A 17,084-nucleotide genomic window follows, 5' to 3' on the forward strand; every position below is an offset into this window, starting at 1 on the left:
AGGTAGAGAAAGATCATGGCTGAAGGCAAAGCTGCAACCCACGGGCAAGCCGATCACGGGCATGAACATCACGACCACAAGCCCGGCTTCGTGGCGCGCTGGCTCTTTTCGACGAACCACAAAGACATCGGAACGCTCTATCTGCTTTTCGCGATTGTTGCCGGCCTAATCGGCGCAGCCTTCTCGGTGCTGATGCGCATGGAGCTTCAGGAGCCGGGCATCCAGATCATGAATGTCTTCTCCGACGATCCGGGCAATTTCTGGAATGTCCTGATTACGGCACATGGCCTGATCATGATCTTCTTCGTGGTGATGCCGGCCCTCATTGGCGGGTTCGGAAACTGGTTCGTGCCCTTGATGATCGGGGCGCCGGACATGGCCTTCCCGCGTATGAACAACATCTCCTTCTGGTTGCTGGTCCCCGCCTTCCTGCTGCTTCTTGGCTCGGCGTTCGTCGGCCAGGGCGCCGGCACGGGTTGGACCATCTATCCGCCGCTTTCCGGCCCTCTGGGGCACCCAGGACCCAGCGTGGATATGGCAATCTTTGCCCTTCACTTGGCAGGTGCCAGTTCCATTCTGGGCGCCATCAACTTCATCACGACCATCTTTAACATGCGTGCACCGGGCATGACGCTGCACAAGATGCCCTTGTTCGTCTGGTCGATGCTGGTGACCGCGTTCTTGCTGCTGCTCGCCGTGCCGGTGTTGGGCGGTGCCATCACCATGTTGCTGACCGATCGTAACTTCGGCACTCATTTCTTCGACCCGGCGGGCGGCGGTGACCCGATCCTGTTCCAACACCTTTTCTGGTTCTTCGGACACCCGGAAGTCTACATCATGATCCTGCCGGCCTTTGGCATCATCAGCCACATCGTGTCGACCTTCAGCCGCAAGCCAATCTTCGGTTACCTCGGAATGGCTTATGCCATGGTCTCGATCGGCGTGGTCGGATTCATCGTTTGGGCTCACCACATGTTCACCGTCGGCCTGGATGTGGACACCAAGGCTTACTTCACTCTGGCGACAATGATCATCGCGGTGCCGACCGGTGTTAAGATCTTCAGTTGGATCGCGACCATGTGGGGCGGTTCACTCAAGTTCGATACGCCCATGCTCTGGGCCATCGGTTTCATTTTCCTCTTCACCGTCGGTGGTGTGACAGGCGTGGTTCTGGCGAACGCCGGCATCGATGCGTCTTTGCATGACACCTACTACGTGGTTGCGCACTTCCACTATGTGCTAAGCCTGGGTGCCGTCTTCGCCATCTTCGCGGGGTTCTATTACTGGGTCGGCAAGATGAGCGGCCGTCAGTATCCGGAGTGGGCAGGTAAACTGCATTTCTGGACCTCCTTCATAGGCGTCAACCTGGCCTTCTTCCCGATGCACTTCCTGGGTATGCAGGGTATGCCACGGCGCTACGTCGACTATCCGGACGCCTACTCCGGCTGGCACGCAATCGCGTCTTACGGAACCTACATCGCTTTTGCTTCAACGTTGTTCTTCGTGGTGATCGCGGCGAAGACGCTGTTGGCCGGCCGCAAGGTTGGCGACAACTATTGGGGCGAAGGGGCAACGACGCTGGAGTGGACCGTGTCCTCACCGCCGCCGTTCCACACTTTTGAAGATCTGCCCCGCATCAAGTAGTGATGTGGAGCGAGGAGCTTTAACGTGAGCGAAACGAGCATCGACATGGCTAAGGCTGGGGGCCTCCCTTCGGAGGACGTCAGCCAGCGGCAGGCAGCAGTTGGCGATTTCATCGCCCTGCTGAAGCCTCGTGTCATGTCGTTGGTTGTCTTTACGGGCTTTGCCGGGCTTCTGGTGGCACCCGGCAGCCTGCACCCCGTGCTTGCCGCAGTGGCGGTGCTTTGCATCGCGGTGGGCGCAGGAGCCGCCGGTGCCATCAACATGTGGTACGACCGCGACATAGACGCCGTTATGAAACGTACGCAAGGGCGCCCCATCCCCCAAGGGCTAGTCGCGCCCGACGACGCATTGGCTTTCGGCATCACACTATCGATCTTCGCGGTCATGCTGATGGGTTTGGCGGTGAACTGGGCCGCTGCCGCCCTGCTGGCGATTGCGAATCTCTTTTACGTCTTCGTCTATACGATTTGGCTTAAGCGTCGCACGCCGCAGAACATCGTGATCGGCGGCGCGGCCGGCGCCTTCCCACCCATGATTGGCTGGGCAGCGGTAACAGGCAGCGTCAGCTTGGAATCCATCGTGCTTTTCTCGTTGATCTTCATGTGGACGCCACCGCATTTCTGGGCGCTTTCGCTCTATCGGGCAGGCGATTATCAGAAGGCTGGTATTCCCATGTTGCCGGTGGTCGCCGGCGCCGCGGCGACAAAGCGCCAGATGCTGCTCTACACGGTGCTTTTGCTGCCGCTGTCGATCCTGCCCACGTTGCTGGGCACTGCCGGTTATCTATATGGTGCCGTTGCTGCGGTCATGGGACTTGGCTTCGTTGGACTTTGTCTGCGTGTCCTTCGAGAAGAAGGTGAACGGGCTCCCAAGCAGATGTTCGCCTACTCCATTCTCTATCTCTTCGTACTCTTTGCATTGCTGATCGTCGATAGCGCGAACAGCAATTGGCTGAATTGGTAGTCGTGCGATGAACGCGCAAGAAGCCAACCGCAAACCCGGGGACAGCGACGTTCATCGCCGCCAGCGCGGAAAAAATCGGGCGATGCTGGCAGCCTTGCTGGCGTTCATTCTGTTGATCTATGTGGTCGCGATCGTCCGCATGGGAGGAAGCTGAGCACATGGGTATGAGCCTGAAAGACAAGAGCAAGGGCGGCAACATTCGTTTGGCAATGGTGCTCAGCGGCGTTGTGTTGGGTATGGTCGGCCTGGCCTTTGCATCCGTGCCGCTTTACCGCATTTTCTGTCAGGTGACGGGAATCGGCGGTACGACACAAGTCGCAGAGACCCTCCCCGATGCGCCGATCGCCAGAAAGATCGCGGTGCGCTTCAGTGCCAACGTCGATCCGGCGCTGCCCTGGCGCTTCAAGCCGAAGACGAAGGAAGTATCGCTGCAAGTCGGCGAACAGGGTTTGGTGTACTACGAGGCCGAGAATCTGGCCAAGACCCCGATCACCGGGCGCGCGACCTTCAACGTGACGCCGCTGAAGGCCGGTATGTATTTCACCAAGATTCACTGTTTCTGTTTCGACGAACAGACCTTGGCGGCAGGCGAGAAGGTCGATATGGGCGTCAATTTCTTCGTTGATCCGGCCATTGCCGAGGATCCGAATCTGGACGACGTCCAGACCATTACGCTGTCCTACACCTTCTTCCGTGATCCCGACGATCTGGAACGGCAGGAAGAGACGCAGCAGCTTTCACACCGGGGCGACGGCGTTTCAGACGCCGCTATCGCCCTTGAAGTCAACTAAACCCCGGGACAAGGTAGTGACCCGGAATTTATTGGGGGACGACGGATGAGCGAAGCCGGTCATCATCAGAACCACCCGTACCATCTGGTGGATCCTAGCCCGTGGCCGATCATTGGCGCCTTTTCCGGAGGTGTCTTGGCCACCGGTATGGTGCTTTTCATGCACGATATCCTTGGCTGGCTTTTGCCGGTGGGCATTGTGCTGGTGCTAATCACCATGTTCGGATGGTGGCGCGACGTTGTAAGCGAGGGTGAACACAAGGGTCACCATACGCCGGTGGTTCAAATCGGCCTGCGCTACGGCATGATTCTGTTCATCGCCTCCGAGGTTATGTTCTTTTCCGCCTTTTTCTGGGCGTTCTTCGACGCCAGCCTCTTTGTCGGCGAGGCGCAGCAGTATTCGCGGCTCGAAGCGACCGGCGGCGTCTGGCCGCCTGTTGGCATCGAAGGGTTTGATCCCTTCGACATTCCTTTCCTCAACACGCTGATACTGCTCCTTTCCGGTTGCAGCATCACCTGGGCGCACCATGCCATGCGGGAAGGTCATCGCGATCAGTTCATGCAGGGTCTGGGCATTACCATCCTGCTCGGCATCACCTTCAGCGGCCTGCAGGCCTATGAATACGGGCATGCCACCTTTGGCTTTAGCGATGGCATCTACGCGTCCACATTCTATTTGGCGACGGGGTTCCACGGCGCGCATGTGTTGATCGGCACGATCTTCCTGATCGTCTGTTTCTTCCGCGGCCTTTCCGGTCATTTCAAGCCGGACCATCACTTTGGCTTCGAGGCCGCAGCTTGGTACTGGCACTTCGTGGACGTGGTCTGGCTGTTCCTGTTCATCTTCGTCTACTGGTGGGCCGCACCGGCTTGATCCAACCTGACGCAGCCCCTCAACGTTACATGGGGCGCCGCTATGACCGATGACGCGAACGGAAACACAACGCAGGTCTCGCCCTTCACGGCGGGCCTGCGTTGTCGTTGTCCACGCTGTGGAAAGGGGCCGCTGTACCAGGGCTTTTTATCCTTGCGGGACCGATGCAGCCTTTGCGGGTTGGATTACCGCGGCGCCGATTCCGGCGATGGCCCGGCAATCTTCCTCATCTTCATTCTCGGCTTTTCGGTAGTTCCCATCGTGATCGCAGTGGAAGTCCTCTACCAACCGGCGATCTGGGTGCATGCCATTATTGGCGCTGCCTTGGTGTTGGGCGGCGCACTGCTGTTACTGCGCCCGCTGAAGGCCTTTACGATAGCAATCCAGTTTCGAAACAAGGCAAGCGATTCCGGTACACAGAGCTATGACTGACGCGCATCACAAGCCACGGTTTCATCCTGGGCTGTGGCTGACTGTTTTCAGTGTCCTTTTGTTTTCAGCTCTCATTGCACTCGGCTTCTGGCAACTTCAGCGTCTCGCATGGAAGGAGGCGCTGATCGCTGACCTTCAGGCCCGCCAGTCGGCCGACGCGCTGATCGGATTGCCTGATACCGCCGCGCTCACACCGGCGCTCGAATTTCGCCGGATTGCGGTTACCGGCCGCTTTGCGACCCAGCCCGAGTTTCGATTTCCCGGCCGAAGCCACCAGGGCGTGCAGGGCCTGCACATCGCCCTGCCATTCCTTTTGCCCGATGGCCGCGCAATTATTGTCAATCGCGGGTGGGTGCCGCAGAGTCAGGCTTTGCCCGATGATCGGACCTTCAGCCTGCCCACGGACACCATCCGCATCGAAGGCATCGTGCGGCGCGACGGCTGGACCGGCAGCAGTCAATTCCGTCCGGATAATGATGCCGCAGGCAACAACTGGTTCTATTACGACACGCGTGCCATGGCGGCAAACGTCAAGGAAGCGCCCCTCGTTCAGGGCTTCTACCTTGTCGCGGTGCGTTCCAGCGACAGCGAGAGCGACCTGCCGATACCGGTTGGCGTCGAGGTCGCGCTAACCAATAACCATCTGGTTTACGCCATCACCTGGTTCACGCTGGCCTTGGGGCTTGTGGTGATCTATTTCCTGCGAGGCATAAGGCCCAAGGAACCCGACGACGCCAAGGACAATGGAAAGTCATGACCGAGCAAACACCCCTTTACCTGGATCTGGAATCCCGTTTTGGCAGAATCGCGGCCCTTGGCGAGGCTGCAGGAATGTTGCACTGGGACGCCGCCACCTTGATGCCCGACGGTGGCTCCGAGGCGCGCAGCGAACAACTGTCTGCGCTCAATGTCACGATCCACGAACTTCTGACCGACCCCGGCCTCGGTGAGGGTCTTGAGCGGACAGAGGCGGAAGAGTCCGGTTATCTGGACCTTTGGCAACGGGCCAATCTGCGAGAGATGAAGCGACGCTGGCTGCATGCCAACGCCGTACCGTCGCGCTTGGTGGAAGAAGAAACCAAGGCTGCAAGACGCTGTGAGATGATTTGGCGCGAGGCCCGCGCGAAGTCGGATTTCTCATTGGTCAAACCCGCCATGCAAACACTGCTGAGCATCGTCCGTGAGGTAGCAGCCATCAAAGCGGAGGCCTTGGGTCTCAGTCCTTACGATGCCTTGTTGGATCAGTTCGATCCGGGTAATCGGGCCAATCGCATCGATCCGGTTTTTGCCGATCTGGCGGATTTCCTGCCGCCGTTCCTCAATGAGGTGCTGGATAAACAGGCTGCCGCCGACGCGCCGTTGCCCCTGGAAGGCCCCTTCCCCACCGCCAATCAGCAAGCGCTCGCCCGCAAATTGATGCAAGCGGTCGGCTTCGACTTCGCGCATGGACGACTTGATGTCTCCTTGCACCCATTCTGCGGCGGCGTCCCGGAGGATGTGAGAATTACGACCCGCTATGACGAAGACAACTTCCTCAGCGCCATGATGGGCGTGCTGCATGAAACCGGGCACGCGCTATATGAGCGTGGACTGCCTTCCAAGTGGCGTCGCCAACCCGTCGGCGAGGCCCGCGGCATGGCGCTTCACGAAAGCCAATCTCTCTTGATGGAGATGCAAGCCTGCCGTAGCCGCAGCTTTGTTTCATTCATGCGGCCGTTGGCCATGGAGTGTCTGGGCGGCAAGGGGCCGGCCTGGAACATCGATAACCTGGTGAAGCATTACCGCCGTGTCGAAAGGGGTTTCATACGGGTCGATGCCGACGAGGTGACCTATCCCGCCCACGTGATTCTTCGCTATCGTCTTGAGCGCGCCCTGATCGGCGGCGATTTGTCGCTGGACGATCTGCCCGGTGCCTGGACCGACGGCATGGAAGAGTTGCTGGGAGTCAGACCACCCGAGGACCGCGTTGGCGTGCTGCAGGATATCCATTGGTACGATGGCGCATACGGTTACTTCCCGACCTATACGCTTGGCGCGATGACCGCAGCGCAGTTGTTCCAGACTGCCGTCGCGGAACATCCCGACATTCCGGAGGCGCTTGGTCGCGGCGACTTCACCCTGTTGCTCGACTGGCTGCGGCGCAAAGTACACGGCCGCGGCTCGTTGTTGAGCGCCGACGAACTTTTGGCCGAGGCCACTGGGCGCCCGCTCGACCCTGACGCCTTCAAATTCCACCTGCGTCAGCGCTATCTGGAAGATGTTTAAAGCAGCCTAGACAGCCCTGGTAATCGCTGTGAGCACAGTTGGGATGACTGCGGATTCCTCTGTTGTCGGCCTCATGGCGCACCTTTAAGGTATGCGCCGGCCTGGAGCCTAATTTTCCGCACTCTCAAGGAGTGGATCGACCTTTGCGTTATATTTCGACCCGGGGCACCGCCCCGACCTTGGAATTCGACGACGTACTGTTGAGCGGTCTGGCGCGCGACGGTGGCCTTTACATACCCGAAAGCTGGCCGACATTCAGCCAAGAAGACCTCGTCCGTATGTCCGGCATGAGTTACTGCGACCTGGCCGTCGAGATTATAGCGCCCTTCATGACCGGCAGTGCGGCACTGAACAAGCTGCCGCAGCTGATTGAGGCCGCCTATGCCGGCTTTGGCCATCCGGCCGTCACCCCCTTGCGCCAGTTAGAAGGCAATCTCTGGCTCCTAGAGCTTTTCCATGGGCCGACCCTGGCCTTCAAGGATGTGGCCTTGCAGCTTCTGGGCCAGTTGTTCGAGGTGGTGCTGGAAGCCCGGGACCAGCGTGTGACCATCGTGGGTGCGACCTCCGGCGATACCGGGTCGGCCGCCATTGAAGCGGTTATGGGCAAAGCGCGCGCAACGCTCTACATGCTGCACCCAAAAGGTCGGGTCAGCGAGGTTCAGCGCCGCCAAATGACGACGGTGGACGCCGCCAACATCCATAACTTGGCGGTGGCGGGCACCTTCGACGATTGCCAGGACTTGGTGAAGGCCATGTTCAATGATCAGGCCTTTCGCGACCGCCACAATCTGGCTGCCGTCAATTCGATCAACTGGGCTCGTGTGATGGCGCAGATCGTTTACTATTTCTGGGCTGGCCTCGCTTTGGGCGCGCCGCACCGCCCCGTCGCCTTCGCGGTTCCAACCGGCAACTTCGGCAACGTCTACGCAGGCTATGCTGCGCGCCAGATGGGGCTGCCGATCGAGCGACTGGTAGTGGGCTCGAACCACAACGATATCCTCACCCGCTTCCTGGACAGCGGCACCATGGCCATGGAGGGCGTTTCGCCCAGCTATTCACCCTCGATGGACATTCAGGTGTCCAGCAACTTTGAGCGTTTGCTGTTTGATTTACTGGGACGCGATGGCGCGGCCGTTACCGCAACAATGCGCCAATTCCGAGAGGAAGGCCGTTTTACGCTGGACCCGGCCTCTCTGGCGCAGGCGACCGCGTTGTTCCAGGGCGTCCGCTTCGACGACGAGGAAACGCTCGCGGAAATCGCTCGTCGCCACACCCGGGACGGCGAACTGACAGACCCGCACAGCGCCATCGCAATCGCGGCGGCGCGCTCGACGGCGAAAGGATCAGTTTGCCCACTCGTTGCCCTGGCGACAGCCCATCCGGCGAAGTTCCCGGATGCGGTGGAGAAAGCCACGGGACTGCGCCCTGCCCTACCAACCCGCCTTGCCGATCTTCTGGATCGGCCCGAATATGCTCTTGATGTTCCTGCGGATCTGGCCCACCTGGAGGGACTCATCGACGACGGCGATAAAGTCGCGCAGCAAGGCGCGCCCACAATTTAGGTACAAAGCATAAATGCAAAAGGTTGAAGTCACGCGGTTGGATAATGGGCTCACGGTGGTTTCCGACGCCCGCCCCGATGTCGCCAGCGTCGCCATGGGTGTTTGGGTCAACGTCGGCACGCGCCAGGAACCCGCAAGGTTGAACGGTATCGCCCACATGCTCGAGCATATGGCCTTCAAGGGCACCGAGCGGCGCAGCGCCTTTGATATCGCCCGCGAGATCGAAGACGTGGGCGGCAGCCTCAACGCCTATACCAGCCGGGAATCGACCGCCTATCATGCCCAGGTACTGGCCGCCGACATGCCGCTTGCACTCGATATGCTTGCAGACATCCTGCAGCACTCCACTTTCGTCGGAGAGGAACTGGAGCGCGAACGCGGCGTGATCCTGCAGGAGCTGGGTCAGGCCGCCGACACGCCCGACGACATCATCTTCGATCATTTCCAGGAAACCGCTTTTCCGAATCAGCCGCTGGGCCGCCCGGTTCTAGGCCGCCCGGAGGTCATTCGCGCCGTCACCGCCGATGACCTGCGGGGCTACATGCAACAGCACTATCACGCCGGCAACATGGTCGTCAGCGCGGCGGGCCAGCTGACACACGATGACTTCGTAGAGCGCGTGGCAACCGCTTTCGACTCGTTGCCGCAGGTTGGCGCCACGGAGCCCTTGGATAACGCCAGCTATCTCGGCGGCGAGTTCAGGGAAAACAAGAGCCTGGAGCAAGCCCACCTGGTATTGGGTTTTCCGGGCCTCTCGCGGCTGGATGACGATTATTACGCCGTCAATCTTTTGGCGACACTGCTGGGTGGCGGGATGTCGTCACGACTGTTTCAGGAGGTGCGTGAGAAGCGCGGCCTTGTTTATTCGATCTTTGCCTTCCATTCGGCCTATAGCGACAAGGGGCTTTTCGGCATCTATGCCGGCACCGGCGAGGAAGAAACAGCAGCACTGCTGCCTGTCATCTGCGATCAGCTCTCCGAAGTCTCCGTCACCTTGAGTGAAGAGGAGGTGGATCGCGCCAGGGCTCAGCTTCGCGCCTCAATACTCATGGGGCTGGAGAGTTCTGCCAGCCGCTGCGAGAACCAGGCCAAGCAACTATTGGCATTCGGTCGCGTACTCACCATCGAGGAGATCGAAGCCAAGCTTGCCGCAGTCGATGCGGCACAAATCAAGCGCCTCGCCGCCCGTCTGGCAGGTCTACCGCCCACCCTTGCCAGCATCGGCCCGCTGTCCAAGCTCGAAAGCTTCGACAGCCTGAGGTCGCGCCTCGTCGCCTAAGGGACCGCAAGCCCATGAGCCTTGGTTTCTTCCGCAAAGATGCCCTGGGCCTAAAACTGGGTTACGGCCGTGTCTACCTCAGGGCGCCAAGGGCGCGGGATTATCAGGCCTGGACGGCGCTCAGGGCCGAGAGCCGCGACTTTCTGGCACCCTGGGAGCCGACCTGGGCTCGCGATGCCCTATCGCGCAGCGCCTTCCGGCAGCGCTTGCGGCATAGCAACTCCGAAGCAAAGCATGACCTGGGTTATGCCTTTTTCCTGTTTCGGCGTGACGACGACGCCTTGCTCGGCGGCGTTACGTTGCGCCACCTTCAGCGCGGCGTCGCGCAATCGGTGAATCTCGGCTACTGGATCGGCGCGCGCCATGCCCGCCGGGGCTACATGACCGAGGGGTTGCGTGCCGCCAGTGACTTCGCCTTCGATCACTGCGGCCTGCATCGCATCGAGGCGGCTTGCCTGCCGGAGAACCGAGCCAGCAGCGGCCTACTCGAAAAACTGGGCTTTCAACGCGAAGGCTGCGCCCGCGCCTACCTGAGGATCAACGGCTCCTGGCACGACCACCTGCTCTATGCCCTGTTGCGCGACGACCCGCGCTGGCCAGACCTCTAACCCTCCCCGCAGCAACACTGTCGACCCGTCCTCTCTGCCCTGCTTTCGGGCGGGTGGTTGTTGATGTGACAAGTTAATACACTTTTCTTGTGGTTATGTTTGGGAATTGATGCTGTGAACCGACATGGGTTGACCATCGGAAAGATCGCGAAAGAGGTGGGAGTTGACCCCACCCTTCTTACCGCAATCATCTATACCGAGAATGCGCGTGGTTGGTACGGACTTCTTGGGGAGGCCGTTGGGCGATCAAAAACGATTCTCCCAATGAACATCAACCCGAAGAAGTGGTCAAAATACTTTGACGGCGACCCTTCAAAGGCCAGCGATCCCGAAGCCAATATCCGCGCTGGCGCGCAACTGTTGAAGGGTATTGCCGCTCGCGTTCCTGACGCGTAGGTTGCAAAAGTTGCTACTTTATGGAACTCTATGGCGAAAGAAGAGGTCAGCGCGTTTGGTGCGCGTGTGCGGAGGATTTATGAAGAAAAACCTTGGGCTCGAAGCGAGCTCGAACCTGACAGCCCCTGATATTGAACCCCCTGATTTTCGGGCCCTGACTTTCGAATGCTTGTGACGGGCGGGCGCGAATGATCTGGCGAAAGCCGGTGGACCGGGCCTACCTCTTCGGAGGGGGGTTCATTTTTTGCTACCTTCTCGGTTGCGCCTTCACCTTGTTCTTGTTCTACGCAACGAATGGCGAGTTGGTGGCGGACATGTGCACAATCGTCTACTACGGAGAACCCTACGACCTCTCCATCCCGGGCGATAACCCCATATCGGGATTCTATTGCCAGTTGGACTTAGTTTTGTTTGCAGTTTTTAGCCTGGTCCATGCGGCCATATTCTACTTCTTTTTCCTTCCCGCAGCGCTCTTGCTCTACCGACTGTGGATGGATTCCCGGCTTTCCCGCAACGCTGAAGACAGATGAGCCGGTCGCGGCTGCCCGTCCTAGTCCAACTCTCCCTCAGAATCCCGGGTTGATTCCGAGGGCTGCCAGTTTATGACGCCGTCGCCTTCGGACGAACCTTAGAATCAAGGTTCGGAAATATTCCAGCAGTCGGAGATCATCGCCCGGGGCGTGAAGGAGGGGGTTCGGGGTGCCGTTGAAGCCTTCGCCGAGGAGGCTGTCGAGCAAGGTATTCGCACGGTCCTGGAATAAAGCGCATCGCCATTTTGTATACGAGAAAAAATGATACAGAATACCACCTAGGCGGCAACCTCACGGGCGGCTAGGCTTGCCGCATGATGAAATGGCGACGCTACCCGAAGAAGCTGCGGGCCTACCTGAAGAAACATAAACGGGCGCTGATCAGATCATCCCTTGCCGGGCTTCTAGCAGGCATGCTTGCCACCGATGGCTTCGGGAAACTCCTCATCATCTGGTACCATCTCACCGACGATGGTTATGGAAGCTACCTGCCGCCCGACGAGATCGATCCGGCCCCGGTCGCGTCCTGGCCGCCAATCTTGGGGCCCGAGGTTTTCGGAGTGACGGAGACTTCTACCGTGGCAGGCGGGGCGCAGACGCTGCCCCGCCTGACCCGCAGCGATCTCAAGCGCTTCTTCTTTCCCAAGGGCTTTGAAGACGACATCACCCTCTACTACCCGGAGCGCATTGGCCTCGTCACCCGGCGATTCGATCGACGGCCGGTGGGGATTTGGGACGCGAGTAGCGATAGCGATGCGGACCTCGATGTGCTGAATTTCTACAACCGCATCCGCGAAGCGGTGCCAGCGCTGCCCGAAGCTTACTTGGCCCTTGGAGACGCCACACCGCCCGGAAACCCCGAAACAAATGCGGAGATCAGCGTCTATTCCGCCTTGAAGCAGTGGAAGCCAAAACATCGCGTTGGCGTCTGGAGGCCCGATGGCGAGATCGGCAAACGCATGATCGCCCAGGGCTGCGGCGCCTATCCGGATTTCTACTTTACGGAGCGGGCCTGGACCGGAAAGGGCGCTATGTCGCCCGCTCAGAGATACCGGGTGCATCGAGGCCGCATCGGCATCTTCCATCGTCTGGGGGAGCCGACGGTGGAACACTGCCTCTTTCGCGCGCTGATGGTGACGCTGGGGCTGCACCCGACCGAGGCATTCTTCTTTAAAGAGGGCCCCGTAACCCCGGAGGAACAGGCCAAAGCCCTGGCCGCCCTCAAGCTCCTCTATCACCCGGCCATCACCCCCGGCCTGGACGAATGGACCTTCGTCCAAACACTCCTCAACAGAAACATGATCGATCCTTGATCGGCGGCGGTGCTTAGAGGGAGGTCAGATGGAAGTGCGGCCAGTCCTGGTGCAACGCCTCTGCCCCCAGCGCTTCCAAAATTTTGAGCCTCGCCTGCTCATCACGAATGGTCGCTAGAATGTGGCCATCGAGATCATCGACAAAACCATGACGCGCGTGAACCAGAGCCAAAGCCTCGGCCTGGCTCATTTTTCTATGTGGCCGGTTTTCGCCCCATGACGCCGCCAATCCCACAGGAGCCCCGTCCTTTAACAGGCAGCCGTGATCTCCACGATATACAAAGGCTTCCGACAAGGCCGGCCCCTGCCCGTCAAACTGTCGTAAATCGACACCGCGCAGGCTGCCGTAGCTATAGAAGCCCTCGGTCCGGTGCATGAAAGCCAATTGTTCGGAATCGAGCCAATTGATGGCGACCACGACCCGACAGCCAGGAGCCGGACAGAGGGTTGAGGCAATCGCGCCGTAGCGCGTCACGTGGGCCGAATAGACGATGTCGTAACCGTGCAACCATGCCAGCGTTACCGGAATTTCGGATTGACGGCCTGACAGGTTTCCGTACTTCCGTCGCAGCTGCGACGGCGCTCGGTTGGAGCCGTGACCGATCACCGGCGTCCGCCCGACAAAATCGGCCTGGCTTATCGGAAAGGTACGCCCATCGCGATAAAGGTAGGATTCCGTCGGTGCTTCATAGGGGTATCCTTTGGCCAGCGCCAAAAGGTCTGCATCCAACTCCGGGAGTTTCCAGGGCATGATATCAACGGCTCATACGAAAGATCGGGCGACAGATCGAGCGAAAGAGCGGGGAACGGGCAGGCCTTCCTGTTGCGGCCATCGGCCGTCGATCTTTCGGGATAAAACCGCCAGGTGTGGTTCCGCCGGCCGCCCGATCAATCCGTGCAACGCGGCGGCACTTCAGGATCCATGCGCTCGATCCGATAGCGTTTGTGACAGTCATCGACCGTCATCCAAGCCAGCCGGGCCCATTCTTTTTCTGCTTCTTCGTACGTCTCGAAGGGTCCCGCCCAGTCTTCGCCGCCCGCTATCGCGCAGTCGAAGCGCGTGTCCTTGTATTCGCCGCCTACAACCCAGTACTTCTGCATCGTCGCCTTTGCCTCTTCGGCTTCGTTACGCCAAAGGTCTGCATGAGTATCTTAATTTGACCACGTAAGAGCCGCAACGAAAAGGATTTTTTACCTTTTGATATCTTCCCCACCGTATCAATCTACTAAGCTATCCTCGGAGAGGTTGCCCCCAATCCGACGGTTTTGTTTGCAAATCCGGCCTTTAGATACCCTAATTCCTGGCAGGGAATAATGCGGCATATAACCGCCGTCAAGCGGACTCTGCGGTCGCCAAGACCGCTCTATCCGCGTGAGAGAGGAGAGATACCTTTGACTGGTTTTGCACTTTTCGTAATTGCCTTTGTGGCGCTCGCCGTCATCATCGTGTTCATGGGCGTGAAGGCCGTCCCGCAGGGAATGGAGTTCACCGTCGAACGCTTCGGTCGGTACACGAACACCCTAAGACCCGGCTTGGCCCTTATCGTCCCCTTTGTTGACCGGATTGGGTCACGTATGAGCATGCGCGAGACCGTTCTCGACGTGCCTTCCCAGGACGTCATTTCCCGTGACAACGCGGTTGTTGGCGTGGATGGCGTGGTCTTTTTCCAAATCATCGACGCGCCGAAGGCCGCTTATGAGGTGAACGATCTCGAGCGGGCGATTCTGAACTTATCCATGACCAATATTCGTACCGTCATGGGTTCGATGGATCTGGATGAGCTTCTATCGGAACGCGACCAAATCAATGCTCGATTGCTGGCGATCGTCGATGAGGCGACCGCGCCGTGGGGCATCAAGGTCACACGAATCGAGATCAAGGACATCTCGCCGCCGGTCGACCTTGTTACGGCCATGGCCAGGCAGATGAAGGCCGAACGCGAGAAACGTGCGGAGATTCTTGAGGCGGAAGGGAAGCGTCAGTCGGCGATCCTTCGTGCCGAAGGTGAGAAACAAGCGGCGATCCTGGCCGCCGAGGGTCGCCGGGAAGCGGCCTATCGCGACGCCGAGGCGCGTGAGCGCGAAGCCCAAGCCGAAGCCAAGGCGACCGAGGTCGTGTCGCAAGCCATCGCCGGCGGCAATGCTCAGGCCATCAACTACTTCCTCGGTCAGCGCTATCTGGAGGCCTTCGGCAAATTTGCCGATTCGCCCAACCAGAAGGTTTTCATGTTGCCTGTCGAAGCCTCCAACATCATCGGTGCGTTGGGCGGCATTGCCGAAATCACCAAGGAGGCTTTGGGCCGCGACCCAGAAGGCAAAAGCCCCTGGGCATCCAAAGATTGAGGCGGGGAGCGGTCAATGGAATTCCTGAGTAGTATCGAATTCTGGCACTGGTGGGTGCTGGCGCTTGTCCTGGGTGGCATCGAGATTTTCGCCCCTGGCTTCATTTTCATTTGGCTGGGCTTGGCGGCTGGTGCTGTCGGGCTTGTCCTGCTGCTTGCCCCGAACATGAGCTGGGAGCTGCAGCTGCTGCTTTTCGGACTCTTCTCGGTCGTGTCGGTCTTAATCTGGTGGCGCTTCGTCCGCGGCAGCGGCGAAGACAGCGACCAACCCAGTCTCAATCGCCGCGCAAATCAGTACGTTGGGCGCACTGCGACATTGGATCAGCCGATCGTCAACGGTGTGGGCATGGTGCGCCTGGACGACAGCCGCTGGAAGGTGCTGGGGCCGGACCTGCCGCTTGGCACCGTCGTTCGGGTTATCGCGGCGGAAGGCGCGACGCTCCGGGTCGAAGCTCAATCGGCGCAAGCAGCGGAGCCCGCAGCAGGGGGGAAAAACTGACCCGGTCCGGCAGACGGGACTGGCGCCGCGCCGCTTCTGCGCTAGATTGAGTCCGCCATGCCATACGAGTCCTTGAGAGATTTCATCGCCCGCCTGGAAGCTGCCGACAAGCTGCGCCGGGTTTCCCATCCCGTGTCTCCCATACTGGAGATGACCGAGATACAAACGCGCCTGCTGGAAGAGCAAGGCCCGGCTGTGCTTTTCGAGAACGTGCAACGGCCCGATGGCGGCACCTACGACATGCCGGTCCTGGTAAATTTGTTCGGCACGGTCGAGCGAGTCGCCTGGGGCATGGACCGCGAACCGCAGCAGTTGCGAGAGGTGGGCGAAACCCTGGCTTTTCTTCGCCAGCCGGAACCGCCCGGCGGCCTGCGCGATGCCTTGAGCAAGCTGCCCCTTTTGAAAACCATTATGGCCATGCGCCCCAAGACAGTTGCCAAGGGTCCCGTGCAGGAGGTCGTGCTTGAAGGTGACGACGTCAACCTGGACGACCTGCCGATCCAGACCTGTTGGCCGGGCGAACCAGCACCGCTCATCACCTGGCCGCTCGTCGTCACGAAAGGTCCCGGCAAGCGCAAGGAAGACGATTTCAACCTCGGAATCTATCGCATGCAGAAGCTGGGCCGGAACAAAACCCTGATGCGCTGGCTTAAACATCGCGGCGGCGCGCAGCACCACGCCCGCTGGAAGGCCAGTGGTAAACGAGAGCCGCTACCGGCCGCCGTTGTCCTGGGCGCCGATCCCGGCACTATTCTGGCTGCGGTCACGCCGGTTCCCGACACCTTGTCGGAGTATCAATTTGCCGGTCTGCTACGCGGCAAGCGGGTTGAACTCGTCGATTGCAAGACGGTACCCCTGAAGGTTCCGGCGACTGCGGAGATCGTGCTGGAGGGTTACGTCAGCCTGGAGGACTACGGCGACGAGGGTCCTTACGGCGACCACACGGGCTACTACAACTCGGTCGAGCCCTTCCCGGTCTTCACCATTACCGCCGTCACCCGGCGTGAGAAACCCATCTACCTCTCGACCTACACCGGTCGACCGCCGGATGAACCCAGCGTGCTGGGTGAGGCCTTGAACGAGGTCTTCATACCTCTGCTCCAACAGCAATTCCCGGAGATCACGGATTTCTGGTTGCCGCCGGAAGGCTGCTCATACCGTATCGCCGTCATTTCGATGAAGAAGGCCTATCCCGGCCATGCCAAGCGGGTGATGATGGGCGCTTGGTCCTACCTACGCCAGTTCATGTACACGAAGTGGGTCATCGTGGTGGACGATACGGTAAACGCACGCGACTGGAAGGACGTCTGGTGGGCGGTCTCCACGAAGATGGACCCTGCCCGCGACATCACGATGCTGGAGCACACACCCATCGACTACCTGGATTTCGCCAGCCCGGAAAGCGGCCTCGGCTCGAAGATCGGCCTGGACGCCACCGACAAATGGTACCCGGAAACCAAACGCGAATGGGGTCATGTCATCCGTATGGACGACGACGTGGTCGACCGGGTATCGGCCATGTGGGACGACCTGGGCCTACCCGGGTCCGGAAAACCCATCTGGAAATAAGCCCGCAATTCAGTCAAG

General features: G+C 59.7%; 19 protein-coding genes. 17 read left to right on the forward strand and 2 right to left on the reverse strand.

Features of this window, described 5'->3' with window-relative positions:
* Nucleotides 1–15: 15 nt before the first annotated feature.
* From ctaD to FHR98_RS14960, 14 genes are all read left to right on the forward strand, one after another.
* Nucleotides 16–1,644 (forward strand): cytochrome c oxidase subunit I, encoded by a 1,629-nt coding sequence (gene ctaD / locus FHR98_RS14895; protein WP_183417529.1) that lies wholly within the window; start codon nt 16–18, stop codon nt 1,642–1,644.
* 45 nt (nt 1,645–1,689) lie between these two features.
* Nucleotides 1,690–2,607, forward strand: a complete 918-nt coding sequence (locus tag FHR98_RS14900; RefSeq protein WP_183417640.1) for a heme o synthase — start codon at nt 1,690–1,692, stop codon at nt 2,605–2,607.
* A gap of 7 nt (nt 2,608–2,614) precedes the next feature.
* The gene (locus tag FHR98_RS14905) at nt 2,615–2,761 is read left to right on the forward strand and encodes a cytochrome c oxidase system small membrane protein (RefSeq protein ID WP_183417530.1); all 147 of its coding nucleotides are present in this window, start codon (nt 2,615–2,617) and stop codon (nt 2,759–2,761) included.
* Between the two features lie 4 nt (nt 2,762–2,765).
* A complete protein-coding gene (locus tag FHR98_RS14910) occupies nt 2,766–3,398 on the forward strand; it encodes a cytochrome c oxidase assembly protein (RefSeq protein ID WP_246377907.1) in 633 nt (210 codons plus the stop codon).
* A 45-nt stretch (nt 3,399–3,443) separates the two neighbouring features.
* Nucleotides 3,444–4,271 (forward strand): cytochrome c oxidase subunit 3, encoded by an 828-nt coding sequence (locus FHR98_RS14915; RefSeq protein ID WP_183417532.1) that lies wholly within the window; start codon nt 3,444–3,446, stop codon nt 4,269–4,271.
* A gap of 42 nt (nt 4,272–4,313) precedes the next feature.
* A complete protein-coding gene (locus tag FHR98_RS14920; RefSeq protein WP_183417533.1) occupies nt 4,314–4,703 on the forward strand; it encodes a DUF983 domain-containing protein in 390 nt (129 codons plus the stop codon).
* On the forward strand, nt 4,696–5,460 hold the full coding sequence (locus FHR98_RS14925; RefSeq protein ID WP_183417534.1) for an SURF1 family protein: 765 nt from the start codon (nt 4,696–4,698) through the stop codon (nt 5,458–5,460). Before FHR98_RS14920 ends, FHR98_RS14925 begins: the two co-directional genes overlap by 8 nt.
* On the forward strand, nt 5,457–6,968 hold the full coding sequence (locus FHR98_RS14930) for a carboxypeptidase M32 (RefSeq protein ID WP_183417535.1): 1,512 nt from the start codon (nt 5,457–5,459) through the stop codon (nt 6,966–6,968). The genes FHR98_RS14925 and FHR98_RS14930 overlap by 4 nt, the downstream gene beginning before the upstream one ends.
* 143 nt (nt 6,969–7,111) lie before the next feature.
* A complete protein-coding gene (thrC, locus tag FHR98_RS14935; protein ID WP_183417536.1) occupies nt 7,112–8,530 on the forward strand; it encodes a threonine synthase in 1,419 nt (472 codons plus the stop codon).
* A 13-nt stretch (nt 8,531–8,543) separates the two neighbouring features.
* Nucleotides 8,544–9,809 (forward strand): M16 family metallopeptidase, encoded by a 1,266-nt coding sequence (locus tag FHR98_RS14940; protein WP_183417537.1) that lies wholly within the window; start codon nt 8,544–8,546, stop codon nt 9,807–9,809.
* Nucleotides 9,810–9,823: 14 nt separating this feature from the next.
* The gene (locus tag FHR98_RS14945; protein WP_183417538.1) at nt 9,824–10,417 is read left to right on the forward strand and encodes a GNAT family N-acetyltransferase; all 594 of its coding nucleotides are present in this window, start codon (nt 9,824–9,826) and stop codon (nt 10,415–10,417) included.
* 114 nt (nt 10,418–10,531) lie between these two features.
* Nucleotides 10,532–10,813 carry a lysozyme family protein gene (locus FHR98_RS14950; RefSeq protein WP_183417539.1) on the forward strand — a complete coding sequence of 94 codons (282 nt, stop codon included), beginning with the start codon at nt 10,532–10,534 and terminating at the stop codon, nt 10,811–10,813.
* A 188-nt stretch (nt 10,814–11,001) separates the two neighbouring features.
* Nucleotides 11,002–11,343 carry a hypothetical protein gene (locus FHR98_RS14955; RefSeq protein ID WP_183417540.1) on the forward strand — a complete coding sequence of 114 codons (342 nt, stop codon included), beginning with the start codon at nt 11,002–11,004 and terminating at the stop codon, nt 11,341–11,343.
* 314 nt (nt 11,344–11,657) lie between these two features.
* Nucleotides 11,658–12,656: a hypothetical protein gene (locus tag FHR98_RS14960; RefSeq protein WP_183417541.1), complete on the forward strand. Its 999-nt coding sequence runs from the start codon at nt 11,658–11,660 to the stop codon at nt 12,654–12,656.
* Nucleotides 12,657–12,669: 13 nt separating this feature from the next.
* Here the strand turns inward: FHR98_RS14960 and FHR98_RS14965 are convergent, their stop codons facing one another.
* The gene (locus tag FHR98_RS14965; RefSeq protein WP_183417542.1) at nt 12,670–13,407 is read right to left on the reverse strand and encodes a hypothetical protein; all 738 of its coding nucleotides are present in this window, start codon (nt 13,405–13,407) and stop codon (nt 12,670–12,672) included.
* Between the two features lie 137 nt (nt 13,408–13,544).
* Nucleotides 13,545–13,757, reverse strand: a complete 213-nt coding sequence (locus tag FHR98_RS14970; RefSeq protein WP_183417543.1) for a DUF4170 domain-containing protein — start codon at nt 13,755–13,757, stop codon at nt 13,545–13,547.
* A 291-nt stretch (nt 13,758–14,048) separates the two neighbouring features.
* Between FHR98_RS14970 and FHR98_RS14975 the strand changes: the two genes are divergently transcribed.
* From FHR98_RS14975 to FHR98_RS14985, 3 genes are read left to right on the forward strand one after another with little or no spacing between them, the layout of a single operon-like run.
* Nucleotides 14,049–14,999, forward strand: coding sequence for an SPFH domain-containing protein (locus FHR98_RS14975; protein ID WP_246377909.1), 951 nt, complete (start codon nt 14,049–14,051; stop codon nt 14,997–14,999).
* 15 nt (nt 15,000–15,014) lie between these two features.
* Entirely contained in the window at nt 15,015–15,497 is a 483-nt protein-coding gene (locus FHR98_RS14980; RefSeq protein ID WP_183417545.1) for an NfeD family protein, read from the forward strand.
* A gap of 57 nt (nt 15,498–15,554) precedes the next feature.
* Nucleotides 15,555–17,066, forward strand: a complete 1,512-nt coding sequence (locus FHR98_RS14985; protein WP_183417546.1) for a UbiD family decarboxylase — start codon at nt 15,555–15,557, stop codon at nt 17,064–17,066.
* Nucleotides 17,067–17,084 lie beyond the last annotated feature (18 nt).

The sequence above is a fragment of the Limibacillus halophilus genome (assembly GCF_014191775.1).
GTDB lineage: Bacteria > Pseudomonadota > Alphaproteobacteria > Kiloniellales > CECT-8803 > Limibacillus > Limibacillus halophilus.